The sequence below is a fragment of the Arthrobacter sp. ok909 genome, from assembly GCF_900104405.1.
In the GTDB taxonomy this organism is placed as follows: Bacteria; Actinomycetota; Actinomycetes; order Actinomycetales; family Micrococcaceae; genus Arthrobacter; species Arthrobacter humicola.
Genome location: NZ_FNJS01000009.1, coordinates 1 through 15,446, shown reverse-complemented (window position 1 = coordinate 15,446; position 15,446 = coordinate 1). Strand labels below are relative to the sequence as shown.

16 protein-coding genes are annotated in these 15,446 nt (G+C 65.9%); 3 read left to right on the top strand and 13 right to left on the bottom strand.

The genetic code is table 11. From position 1 onward, the window contains the following. Window positions 1–2: 2 nt before the first annotated feature. From BLR03_RS09210 to BLR03_RS09185, 6 genes are all read right to left on the bottom strand, one after another. Window positions 3–1,154, bottom strand: coding sequence for an amidohydrolase (locus BLR03_RS09210; protein ID WP_091251908.1), 1,152 nt, complete (start codon window positions 1,152–1,154; stop codon window positions 3–5). Next, window positions 1,136–2,248: a mandelate racemase/muconate lactonizing enzyme family protein gene (locus tag BLR03_RS09205; protein ID WP_091251907.1), complete on the bottom strand. Its 1,113-nt coding sequence runs from the start codon at window positions 2,246–2,248 to the stop codon at window positions 1,136–1,138. Before BLR03_RS09205 ends, BLR03_RS09210 begins: the two co-directional genes overlap by 19 nt. 116 nt (window positions 2,249–2,364) lie before the next feature. After that, on the bottom strand, window positions 2,365–3,171 hold the full coding sequence (locus BLR03_RS09200) for an amino acid ABC transporter ATP-binding protein (protein WP_091251905.1): 807 nt from the start codon (window positions 3,169–3,171) through the stop codon (window positions 2,365–2,367). Next, complete coding sequence (locus tag BLR03_RS09195; protein WP_091251903.1) at window positions 3,168–4,163, bottom strand: amino acid ABC transporter permease; 996 nt, start codon at window positions 4,161–4,163, stop codon at window positions 3,168–3,170. Before BLR03_RS09195 ends, BLR03_RS09200 begins: the two co-directional genes overlap by 4 nt. Next, complete coding sequence (locus BLR03_RS09190; RefSeq protein WP_091251902.1) at window positions 4,160–5,110, bottom strand: ABC transporter substrate-binding protein; 951 nt, start codon at window positions 5,108–5,110, stop codon at window positions 4,160–4,162. The genes BLR03_RS09195 and BLR03_RS09190 overlap by 4 nt, the downstream gene beginning before the upstream one ends. Window positions 5,111–5,136: 26 nt before the next feature. Beyond that, a complete protein-coding gene (locus BLR03_RS09185; RefSeq protein WP_091251900.1) occupies window positions 5,137–6,003 on the bottom strand; it encodes a hypothetical protein in 867 nt (288 codons plus the stop codon). A 275-nt stretch (window positions 6,004–6,278) separates the two neighbouring features. Between BLR03_RS09185 and BLR03_RS09180 the strand changes: the two genes are divergently transcribed. Further along, window positions 6,279–7,706: a PucR family transcriptional regulator gene (locus tag BLR03_RS09180; protein WP_091251898.1), complete on the top strand. Its 1,428-nt coding sequence runs from the start codon at window positions 6,279–6,281 to the stop codon at window positions 7,704–7,706. 90 nt (window positions 7,707–7,796) lie between these two features. Here BLR03_RS09180 and BLR03_RS09175 read toward each other — a convergent pair whose 3' ends face one another. From BLR03_RS09175 to BLR03_RS09160, 4 genes are read right to left on the bottom strand one after another with little or no spacing between them, the layout of a single operon-like run. Beyond that, a complete protein-coding gene (locus BLR03_RS09175; RefSeq protein WP_091251896.1) occupies window positions 7,797–8,864 on the bottom strand; it encodes a UDP-N-acetylmuramate dehydrogenase in 1,068 nt (355 codons plus the stop codon). A 58-nt stretch (window positions 8,865–8,922) separates the two neighbouring features. Further along, window positions 8,923–10,230 (bottom strand): MFS transporter, encoded by a 1,308-nt coding sequence (locus tag BLR03_RS09170; protein ID WP_091251895.1) that lies wholly within the window; start codon window positions 10,228–10,230, stop codon window positions 8,923–8,925. Window positions 10,231–10,244: 14 nt separating this feature from the next. Continuing rightward, entirely contained in the window at window positions 10,245–10,682 is a 438-nt protein-coding gene (locus tag BLR03_RS09165) for a MaoC family dehydratase (RefSeq protein ID WP_091251894.1), read from the bottom strand. 2 nt (window positions 10,683–10,684) lie between these two features. After that, window positions 10,685–11,155, bottom strand: a complete 471-nt coding sequence (locus tag BLR03_RS09160; RefSeq protein WP_091251893.1) for an FAS1-like dehydratase domain-containing protein — start codon at window positions 11,153–11,155, stop codon at window positions 10,685–10,687. A 252-nt stretch (window positions 11,156–11,407) separates the two neighbouring features. Between BLR03_RS09160 and BLR03_RS09155 the strand changes: the two genes are divergently transcribed. Together BLR03_RS09155 and BLR03_RS09150 are read left to right on the top strand one after the other, a co-directional pair. Then, window positions 11,408–11,839 (top strand): ArsR/SmtB family transcription factor, encoded by a 432-nt coding sequence (locus BLR03_RS09155; RefSeq protein ID WP_091251892.1) that lies wholly within the window; start codon window positions 11,408–11,410, stop codon window positions 11,837–11,839. 53 nt (window positions 11,840–11,892) lie between these two features. Then, on the top strand, window positions 11,893–13,533 hold the full coding sequence (locus BLR03_RS09150; protein WP_175460482.1) for a SulP family inorganic anion transporter: 1,641 nt from the start codon (window positions 11,893–11,895) through the stop codon (window positions 13,531–13,533). Here the strand turns inward: BLR03_RS09150 and BLR03_RS09145 are convergent. The 3 genes from BLR03_RS09145 to BLR03_RS09135 all read right to left on the bottom strand — a co-directional run. After that, on the bottom strand, window positions 13,523–13,747 hold the full coding sequence (locus BLR03_RS09145; RefSeq protein WP_091251888.1) for a DUF3188 domain-containing protein: 225 nt from the start codon (window positions 13,745–13,747) through the stop codon (window positions 13,523–13,525). The genes BLR03_RS09150 and BLR03_RS09145 overlap by 11 nt on opposite strands. A gap of 147 nt (window positions 13,748–13,894) precedes the next feature. After that, window positions 13,895–14,893, bottom strand: coding sequence for a DUF2797 domain-containing protein (locus BLR03_RS09140; protein ID WP_091251886.1), 999 nt, complete (start codon window positions 14,891–14,893; stop codon window positions 13,895–13,897). 25 nt (window positions 14,894–14,918) lie between these two features. Then, window positions 14,919–15,446, bottom strand: a 528-nt coding sequence (locus BLR03_RS09135; RefSeq protein ID WP_254788331.1) for an HpcH/HpaI aldolase/citrate lyase family protein, incomplete at its 5' end; no start/stop codon positions are given.

The window sequence follows — 15,446 nt, the reverse complement described above, 5'->3', positions numbered from 1 at the left end:
TCCTAAAGGGCGACGCCGATCAGCAGCGGTTCCGGGCGAAGGCAGGCTTCAAGGAGCACGCCAACCGCCCGTTCCATGGATTCGGCTTCGAATATCATGGCCGGGTCGTGAAGTCCTGGCTGGACGTTCGCTCCGACGGCGAGCATGGCTGCCTGAATTTCGGGGTTTCGCAGTGTGTAGAAATGGAAGTCGTCCGATCCCGATGTAACAATCCGTGGCCGCAAGTGATCGTCGCCCAGTTCCGTGGCCACTGCCGCTTCAAGGGCGGCTTCGGCGCGGGGTCCGATCATGGCCGCAGGTACGGCATCCCGGAAGTCGAGGTCGATCACTGTCCCTGTTGACGCAGCCACCCGTGCACAGACCGATTCGAGTCCTGCGCGGAGGGCGGACATGACTTCATTGGTTTGGGCGCGCAGGTCCACTCCGAAGCTTCCGCTGCCCGGTATGACGTTGAGGTTCTCCCCACCGGCGTGGAGCATAGTCATCTTTGCCGAGCTGGGAACCTGCGGGTCAACCCTTATGCGACCCAACCCCTCGGAGATTTCGAGCGCAACCTCAACGGCGTTCGCCCCGAGGTGTGGACGCGCCCCGTGATGGTCAGACCCCGTGATGGTTCCCGCCGCAAACAGGCATGATCCGTGCGAAATGGATGGCGCGAAATATGGAGCCGGGAGTTCTTCTTGCGGACGTAAGTGCACGCCGAAGAGATACCTCAGCCCATCACTCACGCCCAGGGCAGCCACGTGCTCGGCACCGTTGCCCAACTCCTCGGCCGGCTGGAAGATCGCCCGCACGGAGCCTTCCAGCAGTTCCCCGAGTTCTCCCAGCTCCAGCATCACGGTGGCGACGATTGCCATGTTGGCGTCGTGACCGCAGGAGTGGACCGCCGTCGGCCCCGCGGCCGTGTTTTGCACAAGGGCGTCCATTTCTGCCCGCAGTCCAATCACCGGAGGACCCGTCCCGACGTCGGCCGTGAAACCCGGGAGGGACTCGAACCTGCGAACCTCAAGTCCCGCTTGCTCCAGAAGTCCCGCGAGATACTCTGCCGTGCCGAATTCCTGCATGCTGGGTTCAGGATGGTTGTGCAGGTGGGTCCAAATTTCCGCCAACCGGCGCCGCCTCATGGCGCCGCCGCTCACGCGCTGACGTCGCATTCACTCACGGTGAGTTCAGCAAGAATGTCCGTGTCCACGTCGACTCCGAGCCCGGGCCGTTCAGTGATCTGGACGTTGGGGAGAATGTATTGGAGGTCGCCAGGTTCCTTGGCGAACTTGATGGGACCGGAGAGTTCGGTGGAAACGATGTTCGGGTGGCTGAGTGCCAGGTGGAAACCGGCAGCGGAGGCAACGCTTGTTTCCAGCATGGAACCGATCTGCACTTTGAGTCCGCCGAGTTCGGCCTGAGTCGCAAGGCGATGACAAGGTGTGATGCCGCCACTCTTCATCAATTTAAGGTTGACCATGTCCACCGAGCGCTCGCGGACGAACTGCGCGATGTCGCTGGCGTCAACCACGGACTCGTCGGCCATGAGGCGGGCGCTCGTGTCCTTGCGGAGCAGCCGGAAGCCATCGATATCGTCCGCGAGGATTGGCTGCTCTACCCAGTCAATTGCGAATGGTTCAAGGGCGCGGATCATGGTGCGTGCGGTGGCGGTATCGCCCCAGCCCTGGTTGGCGTCCACCCGAATGGCCATGTCGTTGCCGATCGCTGCCCGGACCGCTCGCACGCGCTCGACGTCCTGCCCGTCATCGCTGCCGAGCTTCATTTTGAGATGGCGGTAGCCTTCCCCGCGAGCTTGGATTGCTTGTGCCACCAGGACTTCCGGTTCCAGGATGCTCAATACCTTGGCGATGGTTGGCTGTTCAGGCCGCCGGCCGCCGAGCATTGCGTAGATCGGGCGCCCGGCTGCTTTTCCCGCCAGGTCCCAGCACGCAATGTCGACGGATGCCTTCGCTGCTCCGCAGCCCTTGAGTGCCTGGTCGAGCCGCTGATGGATGGCAGTGATGTCTCGGGGATCCAAACCCATCACGGCGGGAAGTAACTCGGTTTTGAGGGCTTCGACGGTCCCGGTGGGGGTTTCTCCTGTGATGTGGCCGTCCGGAACGCTCTCGCCGTACCCAATTAAACCGTCGTCGGTCTCGAGGGTAAGGATAACGCTCGGCATTGAGGCGTACGTGGCATAGGAGACCACGAAGGGTTCCAGCAACGGAACATCAATGAGGGTGACGGTGGCGCGGGAGATCTTCATTTAGGGCTCACTGTTCATAGGGCGGGAAGAAACGAGGAACGAGGAAAGGCGCAGTCAGGGCGTTCCGGGCCCGGCCGCCAAACATGACATCTGGTTTGGCAGCGCATCCGGGCTTCTTACATAACGCTGTTGAGGAATGCGATGGTCCGGGGGTTTTGCGGGTTGTCCAGCACGGATGCCGGCGCTCCTGATTCCACCACCACGCCGCCGTCCATAAAGACGACGTTGTCCGCAGCGCTACGGGCGAAGCCAATTTCATGAGTGACAACGATCATGGTCATGCCATCGGAGGCCAGTGTGCGCATAACGTCGAGGACGTCGCCCACCAGTTCCGGGTCCAGGGCGCTCGTCGGCTCATCAAAGAGCAGGAGTTGGGGGTCCATGGCCAGTGCCCTGGCAATGGCAACCCGTTGCTGCTGCCCCCCGGATAGCTGCGCCGGGTAGGCCTTCGCCAAGTGTGCCAGGCCCACCCGCTCCAGCAAGTCCATTCCGCGCTTTAAAGCTTGCTGCTTGGGCACTTTCTTCACTCCGACCGGCGCAACCGAGATGTTCTCCAGGGCAGTCATATGCGGGAAGAGATTGAAGCGCTGAAAAACCATGCCGATGCCCCGCCGCTGCGTGGCCACTTGACGGGGATTCATTTCAAAAATCCGGTCCTGACGCTGGGCATAGCCGATCAGGTCCCCGCCGACGGAAATCCGTCCTCCGTCGATCCGTTCCAAATGATTGATGCAACGCAGGAAGGTGGACTTGCCGGAACCGGACGGGCCTAGAAGGCACATGACCTCCCCGGCGTTGACGGTCAGCGAGATGCCCTTCAACACCTCCACGCTGCCGTAGTGTTTGCGGACGTTGCTGGCAACGAGGAGCGGCGAGGCGGCGGGGCCGACCGCATGCTCACGGGTGGCGAGGGCATCGGTCATGGCTGAAGTCCTTTCGATTCTGCGCGGGGCTTGCCGTGTTTGCGGAGTGTGGAGATCATCCTGTCCAGGGGTGTGGGGGTCTGCTGGCGTACGTTTCCACGGCCGTAGTGCCGTTCCAGGTAGTACTGCGGAACGGATAGCACGGTGGTCAGGAATAGGTACCAGCAGCTGACCACTACGAGCAGTTCCACTTGGCGCAGGCTCTGCGAAGAGATTTGCGTTGCCACGGTATAGAGCTCGAGTACCGCGATGACTGACAACAGCGAGGTGTTTTTCAACATCGAGATGGTCTCGTTGCCCATCGGCGGAATGATCACGCGCATCGCTTGCGGCAGCACCACCCGGAAAAGGGCGAAGGCTGGTGACATCCCGAGCGAATACGCGGCTTCGTGCTGGCCGGTGTCCACTGAAAGCATCCCTCCCCGGATTATTTCCGCTGAATACGCTGCCTGGTTCAACGTCATGGCCAGCAGCCCGGCCGTGAACGCTGGAACCAGAACGTTGGTGTCCATGGAGAAAAACGTGAAGTCAGTGAACGGGAGGCCCAGGGAAATCTGTGAATAGAGCAGCCCCAGGTAGCCCCAAAAGACGACTTGGATCAGCAGTGGGGTGCCGCGGAAGACCCACACGTAGAGCCAGGCGAAGGCGTTCATCACCGGATTTCTGGACAGGCGCATGACCGCGAGCAGCACGCCAAGCAGCGTGGACACGAGCATGGAAATGGCCGTCAACGCCAGGGTAAGGCCTATTCCGCCGAGGATCCGGGGATGGAACAGGTAGTTTTTGATGGTCGAGTGGTCGATGTTCGGGTTGGACCACAGCGATGAAAGAAGGGCCACAAACCCGAGGGCCAACGCTGCCGCGACTACCCAGCGCCAAGGGTGGCGCAACGGAACAGCTATGACATCGTCCTCGGCAGTGCCGACGATTGCGGTTTCGGTTGCGGTCTCAGCCGCTACTTTCGGGGATGGGAGCGTGCTTGCCTGTTTCATGGTTTGGCCGTACCCAAGTTGAGGCCGGTTTCCTTGACCCGGTAGTCCGAGAGGTCGTACTTCTCAAGGATCGTGCCATAACTGCCGTCGGCGACGATCGCTTGGAGTGCTGCCAGCAAGGCCTTGCCGAGCTCCGCATCCTTCTTAAGGACACCGATCCCGGTGTAGACCGGGTTGTAGCCGGCAGGGTTTGCCGGGTCTTTGACGATGTCGAAGATCTTGCCGTTCCCGGCGGTCTTGGCGGCGTATGCAGCCGCGGCGGAATCGACGACGTCAGCTGCGGCCTTTCCTGAACGGACGGCCGTCTGGACATCCGTTTCCAGCGGAAGTTCGGAGACGCGCACCGGTTCTGATCCCTTGTCCTTGCACTGCTGGTCATAGCTGCGGAGAATCTCCGCCTGCACAGTCGCCTTCTGCACGGCTACGTTCCTGCCGCAAAGGTCCATCACGGTTGTGATGCGGTCCGGGTTGCCCTTGGGCACGAGGATGGAGAACCCGGCGTGAAAGTAGTCCACGAAGTTCAGGGTCGCCTGGCGCTCGGCGGTGTCGTTCATCCCTGACATGATGATGTCGTTTTTGCCCGACTGCAGCGACGGAATGATGCTGTCGAAAGCCTGGGTCTGCAGTTCCAGGCGCACCCCGAGCTTCGCGCCCAAGGCCTGGGCAAGGTCGTAGTCCAGGCCGGTGAGTTTTTGGTTCTCATCGAACATCTCCATCGGCGGATACGGAATGTCCGAGGCGACCTTGATGACTCCGGCCGACTTGTAGCGCTCTGGCAGGGCCGCTGCTGCGGCGGGGTCGACGTCGGCGGCGGACAAAGTCTTCGAATCCGCCGCCGGCACTGCTCCTCCCGAACAGGCCGCTAGTCCGAAGGTGAGGGTCAGGCTGGCAGCGCCGAGGGCCTGGCGCGCGATACGCGCGGCAACCGAACGATTCCTGGGTCGCATTCTGTACTCCTGGTGTTGGGTAAGGGTCATGCCTGGTTGGTTTTTGTCAGCCGGTACCAGCCGGTTCGGGTGACTCCGGAAGCGTTGTAGCCGGACGCGAAGGCCGATTCGAAGATTCCGCGGATCCGCAACCGCCACAGTCCTGCTTCATCGGAATTCGCGGCCCTCAGCGCCACGATGTCTTGGGGTGCACGGCACCAGAGGGTGTCCGGCATTTCGAGGAGGACCGGTCTGGAGTCCGGGCCGTACTCGAGGATGTTGTTCAGGGCCGTCTCGGGCAGTTCCAGTTCTTCGACGGAACCTTCGCTGCACCTGATGCTGCGCTCGGAGGACAAGGGCCAAACGGCGACGAGCCGGTCGCTTTCATCGTTGGCGTTGATGTCGTCGTGCATTTCGCCGTAAAAATCGCGCGCGTACTCGAAGGCATGGGCTCCGAGTTTCGTGAGGTTGAAACGCGCGTTCCGGCTGACCAGCGGGTCAAAGGTCCACGTCATCGTTTCGATTCCGCGGGCAAGCGACCACGCCCGCTGATGCTGTTTGAGGGCGAAACCGACCCCTTTGTCCGCCGCGCCGGGCAGGACACCGGCGATCAGGGAATAGGTAGCCGTTCCGCCGGGGGACACGATGCCGACGGCGGCTCCGCACAGGGCCCCGTCCGCGTTGTACGCAGCGGAAACATTGCAGCCCGCGTGCGAAATGCTCCGTAGCAAGTCAAAAGGAATAGGCGCTCCGTGGGGAGACATGCCCCAGATCGCGATGAGCAGCTCTTCAACATCCCTGAGCTTGTCGCGGCCATGTTCGTCGACGACCAGGACGCCGGCCCTGGATGCTGCCGCTGCTGCCGCTTTCCCGGCCTGGTGTGCTGTTGGACTAGCTTCAACAATAAGTGACATGCATCAACTATGGGCTTGCCCCCTACGGGCTGACTTCGGTGTTGGGCACCATCATCAGTCTTCAAGCTTGTGGGTCAGCACTACGGGCAGTAGATTTACGCCTTGTGGAACCCATCCCGAAAACTCCGGGCAGCATCGCTTTGCCTGACCTCCTGCAAGTCCTTGCGAACTCCGGACTGGCTCTCCGCTCACACGGAAATTCACCCAGACTCTCCCTGACGAGCCCGACCCTCTACGATCCCCTCGCACCTTTGGAAGGGTTCCGGGGAGGAATCTTGCTAGGGATAGGACTCCACCCCGCAGAACCGCAAACGCCCCTCATCGTCCGGGAAGCAGCACAAGCAGGCTTCGGCGCGATCGTGCTCAAGCAGCTGTCTCAGGACATCGAAGAGCTCGCGAACACAGCTGACCAGGCCGGCATAGCGCTGCTGGTCGCAGACGACGCCGTGGGGTGGCGGCAACTCGACGCGCTCCTGGAATCTGCCCTCAGTGCTTCGGCGGAAGCCAACCGCTCGCTCTCACCGCTGGGAGTAGGTGACTTGTTTGCCCTGGCCAACGCCATTGCCGCACTGGTAGGTGGTGCCACCGCCATCGAAAACCTCCAGGAACAAGTTCTCGCATACTCCACCCTTTCCCACCAACCGATCGACGACGACCGGCGGAACGGAATTCTGGGCCGCCAGGTTCCCTACCTACCCGAGAATGCCGGTCAATACGCCAGCGTGTTCCGGTCCCGCGGCGCCGTGCGCATTGAAGGGGTCCGTCCGGCGATGGACCGTCTGGCCATCGCCGTTCGTGCCGGTAACCAACCGCTGGGGTCTATCTGGGTAGTCGACGCCCACGGGGACCTGGATTCCGACGCGGAGCAGGCTCTGGAGCGCGCCGCGGATATCGCAGTCCTCCACATTCTGAGGGCACGAAGCACCATTGATCTTGCACGGCAACAACGGGCCGAGCTCCTCCGCCGGCTCCTCGAAGGCGGAGACGACGTCCAGCTTGTAGCCGAACAGCTCGGACTGACGCATTCAGGTCCCTTCGTCGTCGCGGCTTTCCAACTGGAGCTCGGCCAGTCCGACGAGCTGTCCCTGATCCGCCTCGTCGACCTTGTCACGACCCAATGCGAAACGCACCGGCAAGGTGCGCAGTGTGTACTCATCGGCACCACTATTTATGCGTTGTTCGCCGATGCGCCCACGTCGGGCCCCGGATCCATTGAGACCTTGGCGCGCCGCCTGATCGAGCGTTCAGCGGCGTCACTGCGGGTCAAGCTGCGGGCGTCAACGGGCTCGACCGTCATCGCCGTTGCCGACATCAGCCGCTCCCGGCACGACGCGGACCTCGTCTTGCTGATGCTCGCCTCCGGCCGGAGCCCCGGCGACTACGCCAACGCTCAGGAAGTGCGCAGTCGCCTGACCCTGCTGGAACTCGGCGCACTGTTCCGAAACACGCCCCACCTGGTGTCTCCGGCCGCTGCCAGCATGAGGAAGTACGACGCCGAATCAGGAACCGAATACGCGAGCACTTTACGCACTTACCTCGATTTCTCCCGCGATTCCGCCAAAACCTCGGCGGCACTTTCAGTGCACCAAAATACCCTCCGCTACCGCCTGCGGCGTCTCCGGGAACTTTTTGGAATTGATGTGGACAACCCCGAAGACACAGTGGTCTTGTGGCTCAGCCTGCACGTTCAGGAGTTGCTCTAGGGAAATCGACCCGACCTCGCTGCGTCCCTTGCCCGGGCGTGGCGGCGGGCGGCCCCGGTGCGGTGGCCTTCGCCAAAGGACCGGCTTTTCCTAAAGGGCGACGCCGATCAGCAGCGGTTCCGGGTGCAGTTCGATCCCGAAGCGTTCGACGACTCCACGGCGCACCTCGCGGGCAACGGCCAGCATGTCCGCTGTGCTCGCCCCGCCCCGGTTCGTGATGGCGAGGGTGTGCTTGGTGGAAAGCGATGCCCGGCCGCACGAGACACTGTCCGGGGCCAGCCCAAAGCCCTTGGCGAAGCCGGACTGGTCGATCAGCCACGCCGCCGAGAGCTTGGTCAGCCCGTCGGCACCGCCGGGGTAGCGTGGGGCGTCCTGCGGCAGCCGTGCCGCGACGTCCTCGGACACGATCGGGTTGGTGAAAAAGGACCCTGTCGAGTACGTGTCCCGGTCGGCCGCGTCCCACACCATGCCCTTGGCGGCCCGGAGCCGCAGCACTTCCCGGCGGACGTCGTTGGAGTAGGCCCGCTGGCCCTGCTCGACGCCGAGCGCCCGGGCGAGTTCGGCGTAGCGGATCGGGGCGCTCATCCGGCCGAGCGGGAGCTGGAATTCCACGGTAAGGACCACATAGCGCGGCGAGCCGTTGACGGTGGCCTGCTTCAGGACGGAGTCGCGGTAGCCGAACTTGAGTTCGGAATTCGTGAAAGTCTTGACCGCGTTGCGTTCCCGGTCCCACGTACGGACCGCGGCGATCGTCTGCGAGACGTCGGCTCCGTAGGCTCCGACGTTCTGCACGGGAGTAGCTCCCGTGGCGCCGGGAATTCCGGAGAGTGCTTCGACGCCGGACCAGGCATGCTTCACGGCGTGGTCAACGAAGGCATCCCAGTTGTGGCCGGCCTGCACAACCACGGCCACGCCGCCGCAGGAGTCCTCGGCGTTGACGGTGAACCCCGCCGAGGCGATCTTCAGCACCGTTCCGGGGAACCCGTCGTCGGACACCAGCAGGTTGGAACCGCCGCCGATGATCAGCAAGGGTTGGCCGGCGGCGTCCGCCGTCCGCACGGCATCGATGATCTCGGCCTCGCTGCGGGCTTCGATGTAGCTGCCGGCGGGGCCGCCGACAGCGGAGGTGGTCAGGGCGGAGAGCAGAATCGGGGTCACCTGACCAAGCCTAGCCGGGATCGTGCGCCGGCCTAAGCCGGTGGTGGATTGTACCTAGCTACGCGGCGGGAACGGCTGTGGGGAGCTTGCGCGCCACCGGGGAGAGCAGGAAGCTGCCGATCAGCATCACCATCACGGCCAGCAACGAGTGCAGGATGCCCACGTGTTCGGCCAGGAGCCCCAGCAGCGGCGGACCGCACAGGAACGCGCCGTAGCCGATCGTCGAGACGACGGAGACACGTGCGGCAGCCTTGCCGGGATCGTCGGCGGCGGCGGACATGCCCACCGGGAAACCGAGTGAGGCGCCAAGCCCCCAAATGGCCAGGGCCACGTAGGCCAGCCACGGCACGGGGGCGAAGACGAACAGTCCGAGGCCCGCTACTGCCAGTGCGGCGCACCACCGCATCACCGGGACGCGGCCGAACCGGTCCAGCACGAGCGTTCCGGCGAAGCGGCCCACCGTCATGAAGGTGACGAACAGTCCGTATCCGGCGGCCCCGGCAGCGTCGGACTGGCCGTGGCCGTCCGCGAGCGCCAGTGCCACCCAGTCCCCCGCTGCCCCTTCGGCGAGGGCAAGGCCCAGGACCAGCACGCCCAGCAGCAGGGTGCGCCGGTCCCGCCAGGCCTGGGCGATCTGGCGCTTGTTGTCCAGTGGCTGTTCGGGGACCGCGTCCGCCTGCCGGACGATGGGGATGGGCCCGGTGGAGGGATCTTCGAAGGTATCTGTCCCGGAGGCGGTGAACGGCCGTTCCCCCTGCACCGGTGTGATGTCGGCGCGGAACCACGCCGCCGCGCTGGTCACGGAGCCGGCCACCAACAGGCCGGCCGCGGCGAGGTGCCAGAAGACCGGGATCCCGGCGCCGGCAGCCCATGCACCCAGCCCGGCTCCGGCCACTGTCCCCAGGCTAAAGGAGCCGTGGAGCCGTGGCATGATGTGGCGGCGGACGGCGCGTTCCACCGCGGCGCCTTCGACGTTGGACGCCGTGTTCCAGCTGGCGGTGCCCAGCCCGATGATTGACAGTCCCGCGGCGACGGCCACCGGGTTGGCGAGCACGGAGGTGCCGAAGCCTGCCAGCATCAGCCCGAATCCGACCATGATGCTGCCGATCCGGATGGTGCGCTTGGAGCCGAGCCGAAGGACAATCAGGCCCGAGGCGGACACGGACAGGAAGGACCCCGCCGTCAGGCAGAGCAGGAGCAGCCCGATGGTGCCGGGAGTCAGGTCCAGGCCGTCGCGGATGGCCGGCAGCCGGGATACCCACGTGGAAAACGCGATTCCGCTGGCCGCGTAGGCCACCACCACGGCATTCCGCCAGTGCGTGATCTCGGCAGCCGGGACGAAGGCCTCTTTGGTCTCCTTGGTCACAGCAGCGCCACGGGCTACGCCAGCCTGACGACGGCCTGGGCCTTGACCAGGACTTTCTGACCGGCTGAGACGACCGTGAGGTCGACGCGGGCGGTGCCGGCGTCGGCGTCGAGCGCTCCGATGGCGCCGCTGACCTCGATCACGGCGCCGGCTTCCGGCGTCCCCGTGGTGTCGGCCACCGGCACCGGCTTGGTGAAGCGGGTCTGGAAGTCCACGACGGCAGCGGGGTCGCCGGCCCAGTCCGTGACGAGCTGGACGGCCGCGCCCATGGTGAACATGCCGTGGGCGATCACGCCCGGCAGGCCCACGCCCGTGGCGAAGGCCTCGTTCCAGTGGATCGGGTTGAAGTCACCGGATGCGCCGGCGTACTTGACGAGGTCGGTGCGGGTGACGGCGATGCTGCGGCTGCCGATATCCTGGCCGACCGTAAGTTCTGCGATGTTGATGCTCATGGCTACTGTCCCTCTCCGCGGACCAGGATGGACGAGGTGGTGGTGGCGACCGGCTCGCGGACATCGGCGGAATCGCTGCTGCCCAGGGCGAAGATCTCCGAGCGGGTGGTGATCATGGCCCCGCCGCCCATGGCGCGGACGCCGTCGACGTGCAGTTCGGCGACCAGCCGGTCCCCGGCGATGATCGGGCGGTGGTGGGTGAACCGCTGGTCGGCGTGGACCACGCGGGAGAAGTCGATGCCGGATTCCGGATCCTCGATCAGCTGCGCGTCGGCGCGCTGGGCGACGATGATGGCGAAGGTCGGCGGCGCGACGAGGTCGAGGTGGCCCAGTGCCTTGGCCGCGGCGACGTCGAAGTGGGCGGGATGAGTGGCCTTGACCGCGCGTGCGAACTCGCGGATCTTCTCGCGGCCGACGTTGTACACCTCTGCGGCAGGGTAGCTGCGCCCCTGCAGATCCGGATTGATAGTCATGGTTCCAGCCTATCGCCACGCCCGCGGCGCCCCGGCTTCATGACAGGGTGCGCGCCGGGCGGGAGGGGCGCCCGACTCGGGCGTGTGCACCGGGGCCAGGCGGGCGCGGCGCCCGACTCGGGCCGGGCGGGACTTGACCGATACGATATGATGAAAACATCAATCCATCAATCCACTCGTGATCGCAGCCTGCCGGGCACCGATGCCGCTGGATGCGAGAAAGCGTTCTCCTGCCATGATCCCCTTCCGCCCATGATCACCCCCGCGCAGACCCCGCTGTACGAAATCAAGGCCAACCTGTTCAAGGCCCTCGCCCACCCGGCCAGGATCCGGATCCTGGAGCTTCTGGCCGCGGCGCCGGACACGTCAGCCCCTGTGAGCTACCTGCTCGCCGAGACGGGTCTGGAGGCCTCGCATTTGTCCCAGCACCTGGCGACGCTGCGCCGGCACGGGGTGGTGACGTCGGTCCGGACGGCAAATGCCGTGACCTACCGGCTGGCGCATCCCAAGATCGCGGAGCTGCTGGCGATCGCCCGGGTCTTCCTGCTCGACAGCCTGGCCGGATCCAGCGAACAGCTTCGGCTGGCGCAGGAGCTGCCCGCCGGCCACCTCGGCAGCTCGGGTCCCCTAGGCAGCCCCGGCCGTCTCGGGAACACCGACAGCTCCGAGAGCACAGCGCCGTGAGCGCGGCCCAGACCTCACGCCCGGACCGGGCAGCCGTCACTGCCCGGGGCCGCATGGCGCGGCTCCTGCCGTCACGAGGCGACTATGGGCTTCTGCGGTCCGCCTGGAAGACGGACTTGTTCGCCGGCATCACGGTAGGCATTGTGGCGCTTCCGCTGGCCCTGGCCTTCGGGGTGAGTTCCGGCGTTGGGGCAGAGGCCGGACTCATCACGGCGGTGGTGGCCGGGCTGGTGGCGGCCGTCATGGGCGGATCCAACGTCCAGGTCTCCGGCCCCACCGGCGCCATGGTGGTGGTTTTGGCCCCGGTGGTCGCCGCCCACGGCGTCGGCAGCATCGCCTTGGTTTCGGTACTGGCCGGACTGATTGTCATGATCCTGGGGGTGAGCGGACTGGGCCGCGCCGTCGCCTTCATCCCGTGGCCCGTCGTGGAGGGCTTCACGCTCGGCATCGCCGCCATCATCTTCCTGCAGCAGGTCCCCCTGGCCACGGGCACCGAGGCAACGCCGGGCCACAACACCTTCCTGGCCGCCGTCGAGAGCGCGTCGCAGGCTACCGTCCCGGCCGTGCTGCAAACGCTTGCTGTGGTGGCAGGTGTCGCCGCCGTGATGTATCTGTTGCCCAAGCTCAGCAAGGCACTGCCCGCAAGCCTAATTGCGGTGTTGCTCGCCACCGTGGCGGCCGAGGTGCTGGCGCTGGACATCCCCCGGATCGGCGCGCTTCCGCACTCCCTGCCGGCGCCGTCCATGCCGTCCCTGGATCCGGGCGCACTGGGCGGTCTTCTGATGCCTGCCGTCTCGATCGCCACGCTGGCCGCCATCGAATCCCTGCTCTCGGCCCGGGTGGCCTCCGGCATGGCGGGCCCGGACGGCCGCCCGTCCGGCGCGTACAGCCCCGACCGCGAGCTCACGGGCCAGGGCCTGGCCTCGATCGCCGCGGGTTTCTTCGGCGGTATGCCGGCGACGGGCGCGATCGCCCGGACCGCTGTGAATGTCCGCTCCGGTGCGAAGACGCGGCTCGCCGCGATGGTGCACGCGCTCGTGCTGCTGGCCATCATCTACCTGGCGGCCGGGCTGGTCGGACGGATCCCGCTGGCGGCTCTGGCAGGCATCCTCATGGTCACGGCCACACGCATGGTCTCGCGGCACACGGTCACGGCGATCCTGCGGTCCACCCGGGCCGACGCCGCCGTGTTCGTGATCACGGCCTTCATTACAGTCGCCTTCGACCTCATTGTGGCCATCCAGATCGGATTCGCCGCGGCTGCCGTGTTCACGCTGCGGACGTTCGCTTCCCTGAGTGGGGTCCGGCGCGAGGCGGTTCCCGGGCCGACGCTTCCCGGGGATGAGCACATCGCGATTTTCCGACTGGACGGGGCGATGTTCTTCGGCGCCGCGGAGCGGGTCCTGCAGGAGATCGGCCAGGTCAAAGACATCCAGGTGGCCATCATCCGGCTGTCCCAGCTGCGGATGCTGGATGCCACCGGCGCCCACGCGCTCGTGGAGGTGATTTCCGCACTGGAGTTGCGCGGCGTCACGGTCCTCCTGAAGGGGGTCCAGCCACAGCATCTGGAGCTCGTCACCAACGTGGGAGTCATCCGCTCACTACGGCATCACAAGCACCTGTTCACGTCCCTCCCGGACGCCGTGGAGCATGCCCGGAGCCATGTGCTGCGGAACGCGGCCGCTAGCGCTTGAGGTTCTTCCGGATCGCCTGGCCGCGGACCACAAGCCCGGCAAGGTGGAGGATCAGCCCCAACCCGATCACCGGCAGTGAGGCGAGGGCCAGGGCCTGGTTGCCAGTGCTGTTGCCCACCACGTTGAGGACGATGCCGAGGGCAATCAGTCCCATGGCGCCGAAGACGAGCACCTTGTAGGCGGTTGACGCGGTGGCCCAGAATTCATTCAGCACCGTGCCAGTCTACCGGGGCCGGCGACGCACGCCGCGAGCCGCAAATTTCGTGGCGACGCGCAAAATGCCCGGCGACACTCAAAATGCCTGGCGACGCCGGAATACGGGGGCGTCCGGTATTTTGCGCATCACCAGGGAATTTCAGCGTCAGAACAGGGATTCCTGCACGGCCGGGACGTCGGACTTGTACTCCCCCAGCAGAATCGTCTTTGCCTTCAGCAGTCCCAGGTTCACGATGAATTCCAGGTCCGTTCCGGCCAGACCGGCGACGGCGCAACTGCCGCTCAGGGAGGCGATCCCGAACCCGTGGTCCCCCGAATCGAACCCGTGCGGGTACGGGTGCCGTGTGGCCCGCGCGCCAGCGCCGTTTGGCAGGCAGGCGCCCTCCGCCAGGCCGGGCCGCAACCACGGCTCGTCCACGATCCCGAAGCCGTCGGCGGGGACCCTGGACAGCAGATCCCGGACTTCAGCGGCCAGCCGCCGGTTGAGGGCGTCGAGTTCGACGGCGGCCACCGGCCCGGCCAGCGCTGCGGCCTTCGCGGCGGAGCGGACCTGCTGCGGCAGCCCGGCGTCGCGCGTGATCATGTCCTCAAGGATCCGTACCACGCGACCGTCCTCGGCGCGGGCGACGTAACGGGCGACGACGGCGCCCTGCTCGGCGAGGCGGTTCCATTTGCGCAGGTGGGAAGCGGTTCCGACCTTGCTGGCACCGCCGGCGAAGGTGGCGATGTAGAGCCAGTGCGGCTGCATGAGGTAGGCGCGCAGGCCCGGCGGGACCCGTCCCCCGCGGTGGAAGTCGTGGATCAGCCGGGAGTCGTCCAGAACGAAGCACCGTCGGCACTGGCTGCCCCGCTCCGCGGGTTCCTGCGACGGGCAGGGAACGTGGTCCCGGTCCGCCGGCCCGTGGACCACATGGCGCCCCAGGCAGGCCTTGCCGGCGGCGGCGATCCGGAAACCCAGCCGGGTGCCGGCGTCGAGCGTCAGTTCGCTGAAGGCGTCCGGGGCTTCCCCGCCGTCACCATCGCCGCCGAGCGGCTGCAGGCGCAGCACTGCGCGTCCGCCGTCGGACTCCCCGGCCCCGGGCAGAGATCCGGGCGCGGGCCCATCCCAAAAGACCCCGTGGACCAGATAACGGGTATCGGTCACGGGGTCTCCTTCAGCGGCGGGGCGGCTACAGGGCCGGCTTCACGCCAAAGGCTACCGCGAGCTTCATGATCTTCTCGGCGCGGCCCAGGCGCGGCAGGTCGGAGCCGTCCCGGATGACGCGGCCGTTGGCTTCGAAGTCGGCCATGAAGTCCGTGGCCCAGGCGACGTCGGACGGCGTAGGGCTGATGACTTCGTTGATGACCGGGGTCTGGTCGATCGCCAGGCAGAGCTTGCCGGTCATGCCCATCATCACGGTGATGCCGGTCTGCTCGCGCAGGATCGGGTGGTTGGTGCCGACCGTGGGGCCGTCGATGGGGCCCGGCAGGTTGCCCACGCGGCTGGCCACCACCAGCTTGGCCCGGGGGTAGGCCATGGCCTCCGGGGTGGCGGCCATGCCGGTGTCGCGGCGGAAGTCGCCGGAGCCGAAGGCCAGGCGGAAAGCACCCTGGGCCTTCGCGATGTTGTTGGCTTCCTCGATGCCGACGGCGGACTCGACGAGCGGGATGACCGGGGTCTTGCCGTCCATCCGGTGGAAGCTCTCCGTGACCTGGTC